Annotated in this window: 21 protein-coding genes; 14 read left to right on the top strand and 7 right to left on the bottom strand. The window is 68.1% G+C overall.

What is annotated here, in order from left to right:
* Positions 1-129 precede the first annotated feature (129 nt).
* Genes LC039_RS04170 through LC039_RS04160 form a run of 3 tightly spaced genes read left to right on the top strand, consistent with a single transcriptional unit; the run spans position 130 to position 2191 of the window.
* Positions 130-621, top strand: a complete 492-nt coding sequence (locus LC039_RS04170; protein ID WP_226621808.1) for a transcriptional repressor — start codon at positions 130-132, stop codon at positions 619-621.
* Positions 618-1397: a metal ABC transporter ATP-binding protein gene (locus LC039_RS04165; RefSeq protein WP_226621807.1), complete on the top strand. Its 780-nt coding sequence runs from the start codon at positions 618-620 to the stop codon at positions 1395-1397. The genes LC039_RS04170 and LC039_RS04165 overlap by 4 nt, the downstream gene beginning before the upstream one ends.
* Positions 1397-2191 carry a metal ABC transporter permease gene (locus LC039_RS04160; RefSeq protein WP_226621806.1) on the top strand — a complete coding sequence of 265 codons (795 nt, stop codon included), beginning with the start codon at positions 1397-1399 and terminating at the stop codon, positions 2189-2191. Before LC039_RS04165 ends, LC039_RS04160 begins: the two co-directional genes overlap by 1 nt.
* A gap of 63 nt (positions 2192-2254) precedes the next feature.
* Here the strand turns inward: LC039_RS04160 and LC039_RS04155 are convergent, their stop codons facing one another.
* The 3 genes from LC039_RS04155 to LC039_RS04145 all read right to left on the bottom strand — a co-directional run bounded on the left by LC039_RS04155 (position 2255) and on the right by LC039_RS04145 (position 6845).
* Positions 2255-4180, bottom strand: coding sequence for a capsular polysaccharide biosynthesis protein (locus LC039_RS04155; RefSeq protein WP_226621805.1), 1926 nt, complete (start codon positions 4178-4180; stop codon positions 2255-2257).
* Between the two features lie 116 nt (positions 4181-4296).
* A complete protein-coding gene (locus LC039_RS04150; protein ID WP_226621804.1) occupies positions 4297-5439 on the bottom strand; it encodes a polysaccharide biosynthesis/export family protein in 1143 nt (380 codons plus the stop codon).
* A gap of 95 nt (positions 5440-5534) precedes the next feature.
* Positions 5535-6845 carry a capsule biosynthesis protein gene (locus tag LC039_RS04145; RefSeq protein ID WP_226621803.1) on the bottom strand — a complete coding sequence of 437 codons (1311 nt, stop codon included), beginning with the start codon at positions 6843-6845 and terminating at the stop codon, positions 5535-5537.
* A 155-nt stretch (positions 6846-7000) separates the two neighbouring features.
* On the opposite strand from LC039_RS04145, the gene LC039_RS04140 reads away from it, so the two are divergent.
* The 11 genes from LC039_RS04140 (at position 7001) to LC039_RS04090 (ending at position 13945) form a co-directional block, all read left to right on the top strand.
* Positions 7001-7588, top strand: a complete 588-nt coding sequence (locus tag LC039_RS04140; protein ID WP_226621802.1) for a riboflavin synthase — start codon at positions 7001-7003, stop codon at positions 7586-7588.
* A gap of 44 nt (positions 7589-7632) precedes the next feature.
* Positions 7633-8058 carry a bleomycin resistance protein gene (locus tag LC039_RS04135; protein ID WP_226621801.1) on the top strand — a complete coding sequence of 142 codons (426 nt, stop codon included), beginning with the start codon at positions 7633-7635 and terminating at the stop codon, positions 8056-8058.
* A gap of 217 nt (positions 8059-8275) precedes the next feature.
* On the top strand, positions 8276-8434 hold the full coding sequence (locus LC039_RS04130; protein ID WP_226621800.1) for a hypothetical protein: 159 nt from the start codon (positions 8276-8278) through the stop codon (positions 8432-8434).
* 127 nt (positions 8435-8561) lie between these two features.
* Positions 8562-9482, top strand: a complete 921-nt coding sequence (locus LC039_RS04125; RefSeq protein ID WP_226621799.1) for a cation diffusion facilitator family transporter — start codon at positions 8562-8564, stop codon at positions 9480-9482.
* A gap of 111 nt (positions 9483-9593) precedes the next feature.
* Complete coding sequence (locus tag LC039_RS04120; protein WP_226621798.1) at positions 9594-10220, top strand: ATP-dependent Clp protease proteolytic subunit; 627 nt, start codon at positions 9594-9596, stop codon at positions 10218-10220.
* A gap of 157 nt (positions 10221-10377) precedes the next feature.
* Positions 10378-11643: an ATP-dependent Clp protease ATP-binding subunit ClpX gene (gene clpX / locus LC039_RS04115; protein WP_226621797.1), complete on the top strand. Its 1266-nt coding sequence runs from the start codon at positions 10378-10380 to the stop codon at positions 11641-11643.
* A gap of 88 nt (positions 11644-11731) precedes the next feature.
* Positions 11732-12286 (top strand): hypothetical protein, encoded by a 555-nt coding sequence (locus LC039_RS04110; RefSeq protein ID WP_226621796.1) that lies wholly within the window; start codon positions 11732-11734, stop codon positions 12284-12286.
* A gap of 6 nt (positions 12287-12292) precedes the next feature.
* Positions 12293-12655 (top strand): RidA family protein, encoded by a 363-nt coding sequence (locus LC039_RS04105; RefSeq protein ID WP_226621795.1) that lies wholly within the window; start codon positions 12293-12295, stop codon positions 12653-12655.
* Positions 12656-12735: 80 nt separating this feature from the next.
* A complete protein-coding gene (locus LC039_RS04100) occupies positions 12736-13119 on the top strand; it encodes an NADH:ubiquinone oxidoreductase subunit NDUFA12 (RefSeq protein ID WP_226621794.1) in 384 nt (127 codons plus the stop codon).
* Positions 13120-13136: 17 nt separating this feature from the next.
* Positions 13137-13586 (top strand): outer membrane lipid asymmetry maintenance protein MlaD, encoded by a 450-nt coding sequence (gene mlaD, locus LC039_RS04095; protein ID WP_226621793.1) that lies wholly within the window; start codon positions 13137-13139, stop codon positions 13584-13586.
* Positions 13583-13945: a DUF2155 domain-containing protein gene (locus tag LC039_RS04090; protein ID WP_226621792.1), complete on the top strand. Its 363-nt coding sequence runs from the start codon at positions 13583-13585 to the stop codon at positions 13943-13945. Before mlaD ends, LC039_RS04090 begins: the two co-directional genes overlap by 4 nt.
* On the opposite strand, the gene aat is transcribed toward LC039_RS04090, so the two are convergent.
* The 4 genes from aat to LC039_RS04070 form a co-directional block, all read right to left on the bottom strand.
* Positions 13909-14544: a leucyl/phenylalanyl-tRNA--protein transferase gene (gene aat, locus LC039_RS04085; RefSeq protein ID WP_226621791.1), complete on the bottom strand. Its 636-nt coding sequence runs from the start codon at positions 14542-14544 to the stop codon at positions 13909-13911. The genes LC039_RS04090 and aat overlap by 37 nt on opposite strands.
* Before the next feature lie 66 nt (positions 14545-14610).
* Complete coding sequence (gene accC / locus LC039_RS04080) at positions 14611-15963, bottom strand: acetyl-CoA carboxylase biotin carboxylase subunit (protein WP_226621790.1); 1353 nt, start codon at positions 15961-15963, stop codon at positions 14611-14613.
* A 9-nt stretch (positions 15964-15972) separates the two neighbouring features.
* Positions 15973-16464: an acetyl-CoA carboxylase biotin carboxyl carrier protein gene (gene accB / locus LC039_RS04075; RefSeq protein ID WP_226621789.1), complete on the bottom strand. Its 492-nt coding sequence runs from the start codon at positions 16462-16464 to the stop codon at positions 15973-15975.
* Positions 16465-16674: 210 nt separating this feature from the next.
* Positions 16675-17592 (bottom strand): hypothetical protein, encoded by a 918-nt coding sequence (locus tag LC039_RS04070; RefSeq protein ID WP_226621788.1) that lies wholly within the window; start codon positions 17590-17592, stop codon positions 16675-16677.
* Between the last annotated feature and the right edge of the window lie 302 nt (positions 17593-17894).

Below are 17894 nucleotides of genomic sequence, written 5' to 3'. Positions count from 1 at the left end.
TTCCGGAATCGGAGCATGTTATAACGTAACAATAGGCGGGCTTGATATCGGCAACACTATAACATATCAACCCCCATCTACCGCGTCTTCGATCACGGGGGCGAGATGTCAGACATCAGGGCAGGCGACATGACAGAGCACAGCGATCCGCTCGGCTTCACCCATCACGACCACGCGCATTGCCGCGAAAGCGCGTTGCAGGCGGCGGAAGACACCTGCGCCCGCGAGGGGTTGTCGCTGACCAAGCAGCGCCGCCGGGTGCTCGAGCTGCTGCTGCGCAAGCACAAGGCGATGGGCGCCTACGAGCTGCTCGACGCCATGCGCGAGGATGGCCAGCCGGCGCAGCCGCCGACCGTCTACCGGGCGCTGGACTTCCTCGTCAGCAATGGCTTCGCGCATAAGATCGAGCGGCTCAACGCCTTCGTCGCCTGCGCCCATCCGGGCGAGCGGCACAAGCCGGCCTTCCTGCTCTGCAGCGACTGCGGGCTGGTGGCCGAGATGCGCTCGCAGGGCATCGGAGAGGCGGTGAGGGCCGCCGCCGAGGAGCTGGATTTCGCGCTTGAGCGCATGGTCGTCGAGGCCGAGGGGCTCTGCCCGCAATGCCGCGGGGCGCGCGCATGAAGCTGATCGAGGCGCGCGGCCTGCAGGTCACGCTGGGCGAGCACCCGGTGCTGCAGGGCGTGGATTTCCACGTCGACCCCGGAGAGATCGTCACCATCGTAGGGCCGAACGGCTCGGGCAAGTCGACGCTGCTGCGCACGCTGATCGGCGCGGTGAAGCCGCAGGCGGGCAAGGTGACGCGCAAGCCGGGGCTGCGGCTCGGCTACGTGCCGCAGAAGCTGCAGATCGACGCCACCTTGCCGCTGACCGTGGCGCGCTTCCTGTCGCTGCCGCATCGGATCAGCCGCGCCGAGGGCCGCGCGGCCTTGGAGGAGGCCGGGGCGGGGGCACTGGAGGGGCGCCCCATGTCGGGCCTCTCGGGCGGGCAGTTCCAGCGCGTGCTGCTGGCGCGGGCGATCCTCGGCAAACCCGAGGTGCTGCTGCTCGACGAGCCGACGCAGGGCCTCGACCAGCCGGGCTCCGCGGCCTTCTACCGGCAGATCGAGCAAATCCGCGCGCGGCTCGGCTGCGCGGTGGTCATGGTCAGCCACGAGCTGCACGTGGTGATGAGCGCGAGCGACCGTGTGGTCTGCCTCAACGGCCACGTCTGCTGCCAGGGCCACCCCGAAACGGTTGCGCAGGCGGCGGAATACCGGGCGCTCTTCGGCACCGGCACCCATGGCGCGCTGGCGCTCTACCGGCACGAGCACACCCATACGCACGACCACGGCCACGATCACGCGCATGACCACGGTCATGACCATTCCCATCACGATCACGCGGGACACGGGCACTGATGCTGGACGATTTCCTTGTACGCGCGGCGCTGGCGGGGCTCGGCCTTGCGCTCGCCGCGGCGCCGCTCGGCTGCTTCGTGTCGTGGCGGCGGATGGCCAATTTCGGCGATGCCACCGCCCATGCGGCGATCCTCGGCGTGGCGCTCTCGCTGGCGCTGTCCCTGCCGGTCTTTGCCGGGACGCTCTTCGTGGCGCTGGTCATGGCGGTGCTGGTCGGCGCGCTGAGCGAGCGCGGGCTCGGCATCGACACGGTGCTCGGCGTTCTGGCGCATGGCGCGCTGGCGATCGGCCTCGTGGCGATCACCTTCGTGCCCGGCGCGCGGCTCGACCTCTCGGCCTATCTCTTCGGCGACATCCTCGCGGTGACGAAAAGCGATCTTCTGGTGATCTGGGGCGGCGCGGCGCTGGTGCTGGCGCTGCTGCTCTGGCGCTGGCAGGCGCTGCTCACCGCAACGCTCTCGCCCGACCTCGCCCACGCCAGCGGCATCGACCCGCGGCTCGAGAGCCGGGTGCTGACCGTGGCGCTGGCGCTGACCGTGGCGGTGGCGATCAAGGTGGTGGGCGTGCTGCTCATCGGGGCGATGCTGCTGATCCCGGCGGCGGCGGCCCGGCCCTTTGCCCGCACGCCCGAGGCGATGGCGCTGACGGCGGCGGGAATTGGCGGGGTCTCGGCGCTGGCGGGGCTGGAGGGCGCGCTGCTCTTCGACACGCCCGCCGGGCCGAGCATGGTCTGCGCCGCGACGCTGATCTTCGCGGTGACCGCGAGCCTCGGGGCGCTGCGCGCGCGGCGCTGAGCGCCAGACGCGCCGCCCGGGACGGGGCCTGCGCTTGTCAGCGCCAGAGATGGGCCCGGCGCCTCAGCGCCAGAGATGGGCCTGCGAGGCGAACACCCCCTGCAGTTTCGACAGCAGCCGGTTGGACAGGCCGGGGCGGGGGATCGTGCCGCGTTCCAGCCGGTCCGCGATGACCTCCACCGTGCAGGGCAGGCCGCTCACCGGATCCCGGTAGCGCGGGTAGGCAATGAGCGTCGCGTGCACGAGGGCCTCGAGCGTGGGACGCTGCCCCGCGAGGCGCCGCGCCGGGACCGGCCCGAGATCGCGCGTCAGCCCCCAGCCCGCGTAGAAGGGCGCGCCGAGCGTGGTGACGGGCAGGCCGCGCAGCAGCGCCTCGAAGCCGGTGAGCGAGGTCATGGTCCAGACTTCCTGCACCCCACGCAGCAGAGCGCCCATGTCCGCGCCCTCGACAGTGAGATCGGCCCATTGCTCCGGGCGCTCGACCGTGCCCTTGCGCAGCCCGGCGCTGACGTCCGGGTGCGGCTTCCACAGCAGCAGGGCGTCGGGGTTCTCGGCGCGCGCCCGGGCAAGCAGTGCGGCGTTGCTCTGAATGTCGGGGCTGCCGCGGCGGATCGAGGCGTCGTCCTCGACCTGCCCGACGACAAGGATGCGATGTCCCTCGGGCAGGGCGGGCGGGGCGCTGCCGAGGTTGTACTTGGTCAGCCCGGCGCCGGTCAGCCGCTCGATCAGCCGCTGCGTGCGGTCCTGCTGGTCGGGGCGCAGCTCGGGACTCTGCGCGATGATGTGCTCCAGCCGGGACGGCCGAGACGGATCGTAGTAGATGCCCAGATCGTCGAGCACCAGCGACAGCGGCGGTACCAGCTCGGCGCCCAGCCCGCGCGAGCGCAGGAAGCCATCTTCGACACGCACCGCATCCCCCTCGGCCTTGCCCGCCCAGGCCATGTGGCGGCGGCCCGTCTGTGCAGCCTTGCGCTCGGCGGCGGTGCCCTCTGCGAAGACCATCCCTTTCTGGCCGCCGAAGAAGCCCTGCAGCGCGCCCCGCTTCCACATCCGCATGCCCGAGGCGACCCAGCCAAGGTGGTCCTCGCGCCAGGTCCGGGTCTGCGCCTCGAGCGCGCCGAGCGCGTCCTCGAAGCGGCAGAGCGCATCTCGGCAGGGGTCGTACCAGGTGGGATAGAGGATCATCGCCGCGGCAAAGAGCTGCGCGCGGGTGAGGCTGCGGCCCCGTCGGGGCAGTGGCATCTCGTCCTGCGTCAGCCCCCATCCGGCGTAGAAGGGCGTGCCGAAGACGCGGGGCCGGTGCCCGGCGAGGATCGCCTCGAAGCCCATCTGCGAGTTGAGCGTGTAGACCGCCACCGCGCCCTCGAGCAGCGCCCAGGGCGAGACGGGATCGGAGCAGAGGCTGACCGGCCCCTGCGCGTCCTCTGGGTTGAAATGCCCCGACCGCAGGCCCTGCGCGGTCTCGGGATGGGTCTTGATCACGATGCGCGCGCCGGGGTTCTCCTCCTGCGCCCAGTAGAGCATCTCGAGGAAGCGGTTGCGGTCGCCGTCCGAGGCGCGGACCGAGGCGTCACCCTGCGTCTGGTCGATGACCAGCACGTAGCCGGGCTCGGGCACCGGCTGCGCGGGATCGAAGCCGGTGTATTTGGTCAGATGTGCCTCGCGCAGCCGGGCAATGCCGCCGCGGGCGCGCTGCAGCAGGGCGTGGTCGTCGAGCGGATGGGTGGCGAGCAGCGTTTCCAGATCCGACGGCGTGCTTGCGTCGAAATGTACGCCGGTCCGGTCGAGCAGCAGGCCCAGCGGCGGCTCGCCCTTCCGGCCCGGGTGCAGCGAGCGCAGGAAGGCGTCCTCGACCCGCAGCAGGGAGGCGCCGCTGCGCGCCGCCATCGCCTCGCCCCGCGCGGCATAGGGCGACTTGCCCCAGACGCCGACGTGATCCTGCGCCGCGGGGCGCCCGAGCGAGATCTTCCATCCCGCCAGCGCCAGCATCCGCCTCAGCCGGGGCTGCGTGAGAAATCCGCCGGTGTAGACATAGAGACGCCGGGGGATTTCTCCCCCGGCGCTGCCCTGTCCCTCGTTATGATTATTCAGGGCCTTGTCCTTGGTCAGTTGGCCACGGCGTCGCGGACGGTGGAGACGGTGGCGATGGCGGTCAGCGTGCCGGTCAGCGAGGTGATCGCCTTGCTCCACTGGGCGTAGGGCGCCTCGGTGACGTAGAGCGTGTCCTGGTCGCGCACCACGAAGTCGCGCGCCATGAACATGCCGTTGGGCTTGGTCAGGTCGAGCACGTAGACCATGCGCTGCGCGCCGATCAGATCGCTGCGGCCGAGCACCTGGTTGGCAATGTCGGCGGGCTCGTTGCGGAACACGAAGACACCGGTCGGGTCCGAGGCCGAGGGCACCAGCCCGCCGACCTGCGCGATGGCCTCGACCGCCGAGAGCGTCTGCGTCTCGAAGGGCACGCGGGCCTGGGTGCCGGTGGCGCCGAGCGCGGTGAAGGCGCGGGTGTCCTCCTCGACGAGGATGCGGTCGCCGCCGCGCAGGGCGATGTCGTAGCGCGGGTTCTTGTAGAGGTCCTGGAACCAGATCTTGCCCTGGTTGCCGCCGCGCAGGACGGTGATCTGGGCGATCTCGGGCTCGATGGTGATGCCGCCAGCGCGGGCCAGCATCGACGACAGCGTGCGGGTCGGGCGCTCGATGGCGTAGACGCCCTGGCCACCGACCGCGCCGACGAGGCTGACGGTCGAGCCGTCACCGGCAAGGCGGCGCACCTCGACCTGCGGGTCGGGGGTCTGGTCCTGGAGCTTCTCGGTGATGATCCGGCGCACGGTCTCGGGCGAGTTGCCCGAGGCCTTGATACGGCCCGCGTAGGGCACGAAGATGAAGCCCGAGCCATCCACCTGCACCTCTTCGAGCGCGGTGGCATTGGTCTCGGCGGCGGCCAGCAGCCCGTCGTCGACGTTTTCCCAGATCGTCAGGCCGAGCGTGTCGCCGGGCTGGATGGTGTCGGAGCCGAGGACACCGGCACCCTGGAACTGGTCGGAAAAGCCGAGCGCGGGCACGACGGCGGTGGCACGGGTCACCCGGTCGTTCACGGTGACGATGAAGGCATCGCCCTCGCGCATCACGGAACCGGAGTAGATTTCATCCTTGTTGGGACCGACGCGCGGCAGGGCGCAGGATGCCAGAATCGACACTGCGGCCAGAAGGGCGGCGGATTTCGCCCATCGGGAGCGGGACTGTTTCACGGCTCGGTCTCCTCGACCTGTTCTTATCTGCCTCAGGTTTTTTGCGTAAGGTACGGAAATGCGGTTTCAAAAGCGAGTCCGGCCTTGGCGCAGGGTCAGCGGACCAGCCGCAACTGTTGCCGTGGCGCCGCGGTCCCGTTGCGCAGCGCGTCGTAAGGATCGTGTGGCGAGAGCATCATGTCGACCACCTGCCGCAGAAGTTGTCTGCGCCCGCGCGAGGCATAGAATCCGCCGGGAATCTGGCTGGTTTCAAGCAGATACCTCCGATAGTCCTTGTAGGCCCGGCTGTCGGGGCGGGTGGCTTGCGCGAAGAACTCGGGCAGCGGCTGGTCGGAGACGAACTCGGGCTTGGCATAGACCGCGCGGCCGAAGGTCCGGAGCGGAATGCCGCGCCAGAGCACCTGTTGACCGGCGGTGGAATTCACCGTCACCGCGCTGCGCGCGTCGTCGAGCAGTTTCGCCAGCTTGCCGCCGGGGACGAAATGCACCCGCTCCGCGATGCCGAGGCGGCGGGCGGCCTCGGCGATCATCCGGCGCAGCGGCAGCTGACCATTCTCCAGCGGGTGCGCCTTGAACACCAGGTGATGATGGCCCGGCGCGCCCTCGGCGAAGCCTTCCAGAACGAGCTCGACGAACTCGGCCATGCTCTCGAAGGGTGAATGCTTCCGGAAGCTGGAGTCATGCTCGAGCTGCAGCAGCACGAGGTGATACGGGTAGCCGCCGCGGCGGACGCGCAGGGTCTCGACGGCGCGCTCGATCCGGGTCAGCGGCATCAGCAGCAGGCGCCGCAGGTAGAGCTGGAACTCGCGCGCCACGGGCAGGTCGCGGTGGGCGCGGAAGCTGCGGTAGTCGCCGTTCCGAAACATCACGAACCAATGGTAGAGCGCGCCGTAGAAGATGTGCTGGCGCATGTCGCCCCAGTGGCCGGGGGGCAGGGGGGCTTCCATGTCCGACCGTTCGAGCGCCTCGCGCATGTCGGGCACACCCATCTGCATCAGCCGCGAGTGGCCATTGGCACCGCCACGCTCGTAGGTCACCCAGTAGGGGCGCATGTAGCCTTCCTCGAAGACATGGATGCGCAGCCCGCGGCGGCGGGCCTCGGCCACCGCCTCGGCGTGGATGCCACGTGTATCGCCGTAGAGCACGAGGTCGGTGACGCGCTTCTCGTCGAGCAGGACGGCGAAGCGGGTGGGCCAGTCCTCGGGGGTGCCGTTGTAGGGCAGGTAGCTCTCGCCGTGGAACCAGAAGGCGCGGTCGCCGGCGTTGAAGCCGACCCGCCAGACCTCGGCGCCGGTGCGGCGCAGCATGGCGCCGAGGCGATGAAAGAACGGCCCGTGCGGCCCCTGCAGGAAGAGGAAGACGCGGCGCGGCTGCGCGGCTGTTTGCTCTGCGGTTGCCTTGGACATGGGCACTCGTTAAGGATCGGCCTACTCGTAAGGGGTTGGCGCCCGGCTCTTCGGTCCGGTGGCCCTCCCTAGCGGCAGTATTTGACTAAAATAAGGCCCGTGACCAGCACGCAGCGGCGCGCAAGGTGGCTCGGGGTCAGCGAGAGGATTTGCAGATGTTCACCGGCATCGTCACCGACATGGGGGAAATCCGGGCGCTCGAGCAGGCGGGCGACCTGACCGCGCGCATCGGCACCGCCTATGACACCGCGGGCATCGAGATCGGCGCCTCCATCGCCTGCGACGGCGTCTGCCTGACCGTGGTCACGCTGGGCGAGGATTGGTTCGACGTGCAAATCAGCGCCGAGACCCTGTCGAAGACCAACCTCGGCACCTGGGAGGCGGGCAAGCGGGTCAACCTCGAACGCGCCTTGAAGGTCGGCGACGAGCTGGGCGGGCATATCGTGTCGGGGCATGTGGACGGGCTCGCCGAGGTGGTCTCGATCCAGGACGAGGGCGACAGCACCCGCGTGCAGCTCCGCGCGCCGGACGAGCTGGCGAAGTTCATCGCGCCGAAGGGCTCGGTGGCGCTCAACGGCACTTCGCTGACGGTCAACGAGGTGCAGGGCACCACCTTCGGCATCAACTTCATCCCGCACACCAAGGAGGTGACCACCTGGGGCGGCGTGAAGTTGGGTGACAAGGTGAACCTCGAGATCGACACCATGGCGCGCTACGTCGCGCGCCTGCGTGAGATGAGCTGAGGCCGGGGCGGCCTGCAAGGGCCGCCGATGTCCGAGGACCTGACATGAGCAACGCATTGGTGCCGGAATTCGCCGTCTCCGACTGGAGGCGTTCAAAGGCGTTCTACTGCGATGTGCTCGGTTTCGACTGTGCCTACGCGCGGGCCGAGGAGGGCTTCTGCTACCTGCGTCTCGGCGATGCCGAATTGATGATCGACCAGATCGGGCTGGGGCGCACCTTCGACGGCGGGCACCTGCCGCAAAGCCACCCGTTCGGCCGGGGGCTCAACGTGCAGATCCGCGTCACCGCGATCGCGCCGATGCTGGCGGCGCTGGAGCGGATCGGGCACTCGCTGTTCCTCGAGGTCGAGGAGAAATGGTACCGGACCGGCGCGGAAGAGGCGGGCAACCGGCAGTTCGTCGTGGCCGATCCGGATGGCTACCTGCTGCGCTTCTACGAGGAACTCGGATCCCGCCCGGCGCGGGCCTGACGGAGTTCCCAGCCTGCGTCACGTCTCGGGACACGGCGCGGGATCGGCCTTCGGGGCCAAACCCAAGCAATCGCATAGAATTGCCCCGGACCCGCGCGCTCGCAGCATCGTGAGCGGCGCCTTTCCGCCATTCTGCCGCGGCAGGGTGGTTTGCGCCGGATCGCGCCCCATATGGAACATCAGCGCCCCGAAAGACAGGCAAGAAGAAGGACGCCCGATGAACTTCCGCCACTGGATACTCTGTATCGCCGCCCTGCTGTCGCTCTCCGCGGCGCTGGGTCTGTTCCCGAAGAACGAGCAGGCCGAGCAGCCCGGGTACGAGATCACCCGCACGCTTGAACAGGCCGCTCCGCACCGGTCCGGCGGCGTTCTCTGAGCGCACCTTCTTCCGACATCTCCCGGTTTTCCGGCATCCCGCAGGGCAGGGCAGCCACTTGGCATGCCGCTGCCCTTATCCCGCTGCCCCTATTGACCTTCCCGGCGTACAGGCGCCTGATGCCCGCATGAGTCACCACCACCATCACCATCACCACCACGTGGATCCCGAGGCCGGCGACGTCCGCATGGCCCTGGCGGTCGGGGTGAACATGCTGCTGACCGTCGCGCAGGTGGTGGGCGGCATTCTGTCGGGCAGCCTGGCGATGATCGCCGACGCGCTGCACAATTTCTCCGATGCGATCTCGCTGATCATTGCGGCCTTGGCGCGCAAGATCGCCCGCCGCCCGGCCAATGCCGAGATGCCTTTCGGCTATGCGCGGGCCGAGACCGTGGCGGCGCTGATCAACTACACCACGCTGATCGTCATCGGCGTCTACCTGATGATCGAGGCGATCCTGCGCTTCCTGTCGCCCGAGCCGGTCGAGGGCTGGATGGTGGTGATCATCGCGGGGGTCGCGCTGGTGATCGACGTGGTGACCGCGCTGCTGACCTTTTCGATGTCGAAGGACAGCCAGAACATCCGCGCTGCCTTCCTGCACAACGTGGCCGATGCCATGGGCTCGCTGGCGGTGATCCTCGCCGGGACGCTGATCCTGCTCTTCGGCTGGACCTGGATCGACCCGCTGGTGACGCTGCTGATCGCCGGATACATCCTGTGGATGGCCTTTGCCGAGATCGGCGGCGTGATCCGCGTGCTGATGCTGGGCAGCCCGCCCGACGTGGTGCCGGCGCAGGTGCTGCAGGCGGCGCAGGCGATCGAAGGGGTGTCCGGTCTGCACAAGGCGCACCTGTGGCAGGTCGATGAACACACCGCCGCGCTGCAGGCGCATCTCGTGGTCGACGAAGGGGCCTGGGCCCGCGCCGACGGTATCAAGCGCGCGGTCAAGGACGAGATGCAGCGCCGCTTCGGTCTGCGGCAGGTCACGCTGGAGCTGGAATGCAGCCGGCACAGTTGCGCATCACCTCAGGACTGGGGCGATGCATGAGCGGGGGGAATCGGTGCGGCAGCCCTTGCAGCCCCCCAGAGCCGACACTAAGACTCGCTTAACGCGCGCGCGCTAGGCACCATTTGGACAAGACACAGCAGGCAGGCGAAGATGAAAGACCCTTTTGAAACATACATGAACACCCTCGTCCCCATGGTCGTCGAGCAGACCAGCCGCGGCGAGCGGGCCTATGACATTTTCTCGCGCCTGCTGAAGGAGCGCATCATCTTCCTCTCGGGCCCGGTGCACGACGGCATGTCCTCGCTGATCGTGGCGCAGCTGCTGCACCTCGAGGCCGAGAACCCGAGCAAGGAAATCTCGATGTACATCAACAGCCCGGGCGGCGTTGTGACCTCGGGCCTGTCGATCTACGACACGATGCAGTACATCAAGCCGAAGGTCTCGACGCTGGTGATCGGCCAGGCGGCCTCGATGGGCTCGCTGCTGCTCGCCGCCGGTGAGCCGGGCATGCGCTTCTCGCTGCCGAACAGCCGCGTCATGGTGCACCAGCCCTCGGGCGGCTACCAGGGCCAGGCGACCGACATCATGATCCACGCGGAAGAGACGCTGAAGCTGAAGAAGCGCCTCAACGAGATCTACGTGAAGCACTGCGGCCGCACCCTCGAGGAAGTCGAGCGGGCGCTCGAGCGCGACAACTTCATGTCGCCCGAGGACGCCAAGGAATGGGGCCTCATCGACGAGATCGTCGAGAAGCGGGGCGGCGGGGAAGACGCGTAACCCCCACGTCCCTGCCGCGCGCCAAACCGCGCGCGGCAATTTTGACATTGTGGACCGGAAAGGCCTGTCCTAGACTTTCCGGACTTGGCAGAGACGATAGGCCTCGTCGGGGCAACGGCCCCGACCAATGCGAACACAAGGCCTGGAAAGGTGCGACATGGCGACGAACTCCGGCGGCGACAGCAAAAACACCCTGTATTGCAGCTTCTGCGGCAAGAGCCAGCATGAGGTCCGCAAGCTGATCGCGGGACCGACCGTCTTCATTTGCGACGAATGCGTCGAGCTCTGCATGGATATCATCCGCGAGGAGACCAAAGGCGCTGGCCTGAAGTCCTCCGACGGTGTGCCCACGCCGCGCGAGATCTGCGACGTTCTGGACGATTACGTGATCGGCCAGATGAAGGCGAAGCGCGTGCTCTCGGTGGCCGTGCACAACCACTACAAGCGGCTCAACCACTCGCAGAAGAGCGGGGATATCGAGCTGGCGAAATCCAACATCCTGCTGATCGGCCCGACGGGCTGCGGCAAGACGCTGCTGGCGCAGACGCTGGCCCGCATTCTTGACGTGCCCTTCACCATGGCCGACGCGACCACGCTGACCGAAGCCGGCTACGTGGGCGAGGATGTCGAGAACATCATCCTGAAGCTGCTTCAGGCGAGCGAGTACAACGTCGAGCGCGCGCAGCGCGGCATCGTCTACATCGACGAGGTCGACAAGATCACCCGCAAGTCCGAGAACCCCTCGATCACCCGCGACGTATCGGGCGAGGGCGTGCAGCAGGCGCTGCTGAAGCTGATGGAAGGCACCGTGGCCTCGGTTCCGCCGCAGGGCGGCCGAAAGCATCCGCAGCAGGAATTCCTGCAGGTGGACACCACGAACATCCTGTTCATCTGCGGCGGCGCCTTCGCCGGCCTCGACCGGATCATCGCGCAGCGCGGCAAGGGCTCTGCCATGGGCTTCGGCGCCGATGTGCGTGACCCCGATCAGCGCGGCACCGGCGAGATCTTCAAGGAACTCGAGCCCGAGGATCTGCTGAAGTTCGGCCTGATCCCGGAATTCGTCGGCCGTCTGCCGGTGATCGCGACGCTCGAAGACCTCGACGAGGATGCGCTGGTGACCATCCTCACCCAGCCGAAGAACGCCCTGGTCAAGCAGTACCAGCGCCTCTTCGAGATGGAGGACACCACGCTCACCTTCACCGACGATGCGCTTCTGGCCATCGCGCGCAAGGCAATCGCCCGCAAGACCGGGGCCCGTGGCCTGCGCTCGATCCTCGAGGGCATCCTGCTCGACACCATGTTCGAGCTGCCGGGCATGGCCGATGTGACCGAGGTCGTGGTGAACGAGGAATCGGTGAACGCCGATGCCAAGCCGCTGCTGATCTACGCGGATCCCAAGAAGGAGCCTGCATCAGCCGGCTGACACGAGTGAACGACTGTTTTTCTGGTATGAGTAAATGACGTGGATTCTGACGCAACTTGTCCAGAGCGCCTTGAGAATGCTTGCCGTGGTGGCAGGCATTTTCTTTTTGGGGGGCTGGGCCTGGTTCGCCTACTTCCACGCGCGCGATCCCGAAAGTTTCCGGATTCCGAGCGTGCATGACGGGCTGAGGCCGCTCAACGAAGCCTCGGTCCTTCCCGGCGGGCCGCATGAACCCGCGCCCTCCGAGGATGCTGACTACGCGCGCAAGGTGTTTGGCGGCCTGCTGCCGATCGAGGAGGTGCTGGCCAGCAAGGCCAGCGCAGAGAGCGCTCCGGGCTGCACCTATGCCATCATCCGCACCGGCGAGGACATCGCCCGCACGCCGCCGACCTCGGCGCTCGGCACCGCCTGGTGGGAGCGTTTCGGCGGGGAGTGGCGGCAGTCTCCAGAACGTCTCTTTGGCGAGCTGCCGCTCGACGCGCTGGCCGAGTGCCGCGCCGCGTGGCCGGACGCGCTGGGGGCCGAGTTGCAGGCGGCGCTGGACGATCCCGGCAACTGGTACATGCGCAGCGCGTCGGGCGCCGACCTTCATATCTTTTCCGCCGAGGGCCGTCTAGCGGCGCGCATCCGGCATGGGAGCTGACATCACATGAGCATCAAACGCATATCCTCCGGTGGCGAGTTCGAGGCGAAGATCGGCTACTGCCGCGCCGTGGTCGCGGGCGGCTTCGTGCATGTCGCGGGCACCGTGGGGCAGGGCGAAACGGTGGTCGAGCAGTGCCGCTCGGCGCTGGCCACGATCGAGAAGGCCCTGGCCGAGGCCGGTTCGAGCTTTGCCGATGCGGTGCGGGTGACCTACTACCTGCCCGACGCCGCCGAGTTCGAGCCCTGCTGGCCGCTGCTGCGCGAGGCGTTCGGAGAGAACCCGCCGGTTGCGACAATGATCGAGACCGCGCTGATCGATCCGAAATTCCGCATAGAAATCGAATTGACCACACTCGCCCCGGCCTGAGGCCGCGCCGACATCGTCACCGCTGGACCTCGGCGGTGGATTTGGTCATACACGGGACAGGACTAAGCGAGGAGTCGTCCATGGGCATTCTCAACACGCTGCTGCGGGCCGTAACCTGGTGGAACGGGGCGACCCTGAACACCCAGCTCTACACGTCCCGCAAGGGCCAGCGCGTCGGCGAGGACGAGCAGGGCAACGTCTTCTACCAGACCAAGGACGGCTCGCGCCGCTGGGTCATGTACAACGGCGAGGCCGAGGCGACCCGCGTCAGCCCCGACTGGCACGGCTGGCTGCACCATACCTTTGATGCGCCGCCGACCGAGAAGCCGCTGCCGCACAAGGCCTGGGAAAAGCCGCATATCGAGAACCTGACCGGCACCGCCCTGGCCTATGCGCCGAAGGGATCGATCCGCCGCCCCGAGCCGGCGCCGCGCCGTGACTACGAGGCGTGGAGCCCGGAATAAGAGCCCGGAATACTCACATGTCCCACACTGCCACAGAGGTGACCGTCGGCGGGCTGGTGCTGGCCGGCGCCATCGCCTTCGGCGCCTACGCGGTCAGCGCCACCGGGTTTTCCGCGGGCGGCGACCGGGGGTATGCGCTGAGCGCCAGCTTCCGCTCCCTCGAGGGCATCACCGTAGGCAGCGACGTGCGGCTCGCGGGGGTCAAGGTGGGCTCGGTCAGCGAGATCAGCCTCAACCCCGACACCTATCGCGCCGACATGATGCTCACGGTCCAGAGCGATGTGAAGCTGCCCGACGACAGCTCGATCCTGATCTCTTCCGAGGGGCTGCTGGGTGGCAATTTCGTCGAGATCAGCCCCGGCGGCTCGCCCTTCTACTTTGGCGCGGGCGACGAGGTGCTGGACACGCAGGGCTCTGTCAGCCTGATTTCCCTGCTGCTGAAATACGTCGCAGGAGGAAGCGAATGAAACGCGCTCTGGCAGGACTTCTGATGCTGGCTGCGACGGCGGCCGGTGCGCAGCAGGAGGCCACCGAGACCGGCACCGGCGCAACGCTGCGCGGGCTCGACAAGCTCACCGGCCGGGTCACCGACCTCGAGGTCGCCTCGGGCGAGAGCGTCACCTTCGGGCGCATCGACATCGCGCTGCAGGACTGTCGCTATCCCGAGGGCAACCGGGCGGGCGATGCCTTCGCCTTCCTGACCATCCGCGAGGCGGGCGAGGCGGACCCGGTGTTCCGGGGTTGGATGATCGCCTCCTCGCCGGCGCTCAACCCGATGGATCACCAGCGTTACGACGTCTGGGTGCTGCGCTGCACCACCTCCTGACTTGACGCCGCGAGCGGCGTGCTGGCAAGCTGCGGCGTGACCAGAAGCGCCGTGGCGAGCTGCGCGCGATACTGGTGGCGCGGGATCTCGATCGCCCCCAGAGAGGCGAGGTGCTCGGTGAGGAACTGCGTGTCGAAGAGGATGAACCCCGCGCGGCGCAACAGGTCGATCAGCCAGGCCAGCGCGATCTTCGAGCCGTCCCGACGCCGCGAGAACATCGACTCGCCGCAGAAAGCCCCGCCCACCTCCAGGCCATAAACCCCGCCGACCAGCTCGTCCTGCATCCAGACCTCGATGGAATGGGCGTGACCGCGGCGGTGCAACTCTGTGAAGAGGGCGCGGATCTCCGAGTTGATCCAGGTCTCGCGCCGGTCCGCGCAGGCGTCGATCACCCCTGCGAAATCGCGGTCGAAAGTGACCTCGTAATCCTCCTTGCGCAGGCGCCGTGCGAGGCTGCGTGAGATGCGGAAACCGTTCATCGGGATGACGCCGCGGCGGCGCGGGTCGACCCAAAAGAGCTCGGGGTCGTCGCGGTGTTCGGCCATCGGGAAGATGCCGGCGCGATAGGCCTGCAGCAACAGCTCGGGGCTCAGAGTCATGCGGCCCCTCCCCGGGATCGGGAAGGGGCCGCAACAAGGGATTGCTCCGCTCTGCTCACGCGCGGATCAGGCGTCGGCGAGCTTGCTGGCCAGCCATTTCTCGAGCCAGTGGATCGAGTAGTTGCCGGTCTGGATGTCCTTCTCCTGCAGCAGCGCGGAGAAGAGCGGCAGCGTGGTGTCCACGCCGTCGACGATCAGCTCGCCAAGCGCGCGGTCGAGCCGCGACAGCGCCTCGTTCCGGTCGCGCCCGTGCACGATCAGCTTGCCGATCAGGCTGTCGTAGTAGGGCGGGATCGAGTAGCCCTGATAGAGCGCGCTGTCCATGCGCACGCCCAGACCGCCTGGAGCATGGTACTGGGTGATCTTGCCGGGGCAGGGCGCAAAGGTCGGCAGACGCTCTGCGTTGATCCGCACCTCGATGGCATGGCCGTTGATCTCGAGCTCGTCCTGCCCGAAGGAGAGGTCCATGCCCGAGGCCACGCGGATCTGCTCGCGCACGAGGTCCACGCCGAAGATCGCCTCGGTCACCGGGTGCTCCACCTGCAGGCGGGTGTTCATCTCGATGAAGTAGAACTCGCCGTCCTCGTAGAGGAACTCGATGGTGCCGGCGCCGGTGTAGTTGATCTTGGCCACGGCGTCCGCGCAGACCTTGCCGATGCGCGCGCGCTCCTCGGGGGTGATGCAGGGGCCGGGGGCCTCTTCGAAGACCTTCTGGTGGCGGCGCTGCAGCGAGCAGTCGCGCTCGCCGAGGTGGACCGCCTTGCCCTTGCCGTCGCCGAACACCTGGATCTCGATGTGGCGCGGGCGCTGCAGGTACTTCTCGATGTAGACCTCGTCGTTGCCGAAGGCGGCCTTGCCTTCTGCACGGGCGGTCTGGAAGGCGCGCTCCATCTCGGCTTCGTTCAGCGCGACCTTCATGCCGCGTCCGCCGCCGCCGGCGGTGGCCTTGATGATCACCGGGTAGCCGATGTCGCGGCCGACCTGCTTGGCGGTCTCGAGGTCGGGCACGCCGCCGTCGGAGCCGGGCACGCAGGGCACGCCGAGCGCCTTCATCGTGTCCTTGGCGGTGATCTTGTCCCCCATGACGCGGATGTGCTCGGCGGTCGGGCCGATGAAGGTGAGGCCGTGGTCCTCGACCATCTGCACGAAACGCGCGTTCTCCGACAGGAAGCCGTAGCCCGGGTGGATCGCCTGGGCGCCGGTGACTTCGCAGGCCGAGATGATGGCGGCCGGCGACAGGTAGCTTTCCGAGGACGAGGCGGGACCGATGCAGATCGTCTCGTCGGCCATGCGCACGTGCATGGCATCGGCATCCGCCGTCGAGTGGACCGCCACCGAGGCGATGCCCATCTCGCGGCAGGCGCGGATCACGCGGAGCGCGATCTCGCCACGGTTGGCGATGAGGATTTTGTCGAACATGGCTGCCTCCTACTCGAGGATGACCAGCGGGGCGCCGTATTCGACCGGGGCGCCGTCCTCGACGAGGATGCGCTTCACCGTGCCCGCGCGCGGGGCGGGGATGTGGTTCATGGTCTTCATCGCCTCGACGATGACCAGCGTGTCGCCTTCCTTGACCTGCGCGCCGACCGAGATGAACGACGGGGCGCCGGGCTCGGGCTGCATGTAGACGGTGCCGACCATCGGCGAGGTGACGGCGCCGGGGTGCGCGGCGGGGTCCTCGGGCAGCTCTGCGGCGGGGGCGGCTGCGGGGGCCGGCGCCGCGGCCGGTGCCGCTGCGGGGGCGGCAGCGACGGTGGTGGTCACCGGAGCCTGCGGTTGCACGCGGCTCACGCGAACGTTGAGGCTGTCTTCTTCGCCGTATTCGCGCTTGACCTGCAGTTCGGTCAGGTCGTTTTCACGGAGCAGCTCAGCCAGTGCCTTGATGAAGGCCACGTCGGCTTCGTGGTTGTCTTTGCTCATGCGGTCCTCGCCGGTGTTATGCTGGGCCCGGTCTGTGCAGGGCCTGATGATTTCGCGCTTATAAGACAAGCTTTCGCGCATGAAAAGCGAGCCTATGCGGGAAATCCGGCGAGAGAGGGGCGGCAAAAGCGGGGTTTCGGCCCGGGAACGGGGGCCGGGGCAGGGGTGATGCGCCTTCAACCGGCTCGGCAGTGGGCGATTTGCGCGGCTCTATCCTGCGCTGCCAGGCCCGGGGGAAGGCGTGTAGGATGCCGAATCAGTGCCATAGGCGCGTGCGGCGAGGGCGAAGGCCGGTGTGCTCGCAGCGGGGCGGTCGTCTTGCCACGGGTCGCCCGCGGGACGTGGCTGAGGCGTGGCCCCGGCGGTCGGCAGGCCATCCGGCGCGCCGCCGCCGCGCGGATTTCCGATGTCCTGCAGCCCTGTCTCGCTGGGCCCGCCTGCGGCGGTCTCGGCTGCCGCTCCCACCGACCGGGGAGGCAGCGCTGCTGCCGTATCGAAGCCGCTCGCGGCGTCTGCAGGGCGCGCCGGGCGGGAGGGGGCTACGTCGGAAATATCTGTGTCCTGAGGCGCCGTCTGGACCGGTGCCGCTTGGACTGGTGCCGCTTGGACTTGCGCCGCGAAGTGAGCGGCGTCGGGATAAGCGGCTTTAGATCCTTTTGCGCGGAATGGACCAGACGCGGCCTCCGTCTCGGGCTCGCTCATGGCGAAGACGTTCTGGGCCGAGACGCTCAAAGCTGACTCGCTCTGAACGGGGGCGCCTTGCATCAGGGGGTCGGGAGTGGGCTGGCGCGGTGCCTCTGCCGCCATGCGCGCGAGGGCCTTGTCGCGCAGTTCCTTCAGCAGCGCTTCGGCCTGTTCCTCGAGCAGGGCGGAGATGCGGATCTGCATGATCGAAGGCGGCGCGACGTGGTTCGCCGGGTCGGGCAGGCCGGTGAGGCTGCGCCAGAAGCCGGCGGGCGGCTGTCCCTCGGCGGCATGGTCGGCGGAGTGATCCGTGCCGGTGGTCGAAGACTCCTTGACCGGTTGCACCTTGGTCTCCTCGGCCGTCCTGACCGGGGCGCCGGGCAAGCCGAGGGGATGCCCGGTGGCCAGAGGTGCCACCACTTGGGGAACACCTGTCAACTGCATCGAAACGCTCCGTCTGCTATCGGCCCCACGGGATCGAGACTATCACAGGGCGGCGCAGCGGGCAGCAGGATGGCGCGAATTCTACCTAGTTTTCGATAAACTGGTTACCCGTGGCTTTGGCTGCAGGCGCCAGGGGCTGGGCAAGAAGAGGGCCCCCTGAGGGGCCCTTTCCCGTGTCCTAGTCCTTGTTTGCGCGGTTCTCGATGAGGTCGTCGACGACGGAAGGGTCGGCGAGGGTGGAGGTGTCGCCCAAGGCGCCGTAATCGTTCTCGGCGATCTTGCGCAGGATGCGGCGCATGATC

Origin of the sequence: Alloyangia pacifica, from assembly GCF_020524285.1 — a bacterium.
Classification (GTDB): domain Bacteria; phylum Pseudomonadota; class Alphaproteobacteria; order Rhodobacterales; family Rhodobacteraceae; genus Salipiger; species Salipiger pacificus_B.
This window is presented reverse-complemented; position numbering and strand designations above follow the sequence as displayed.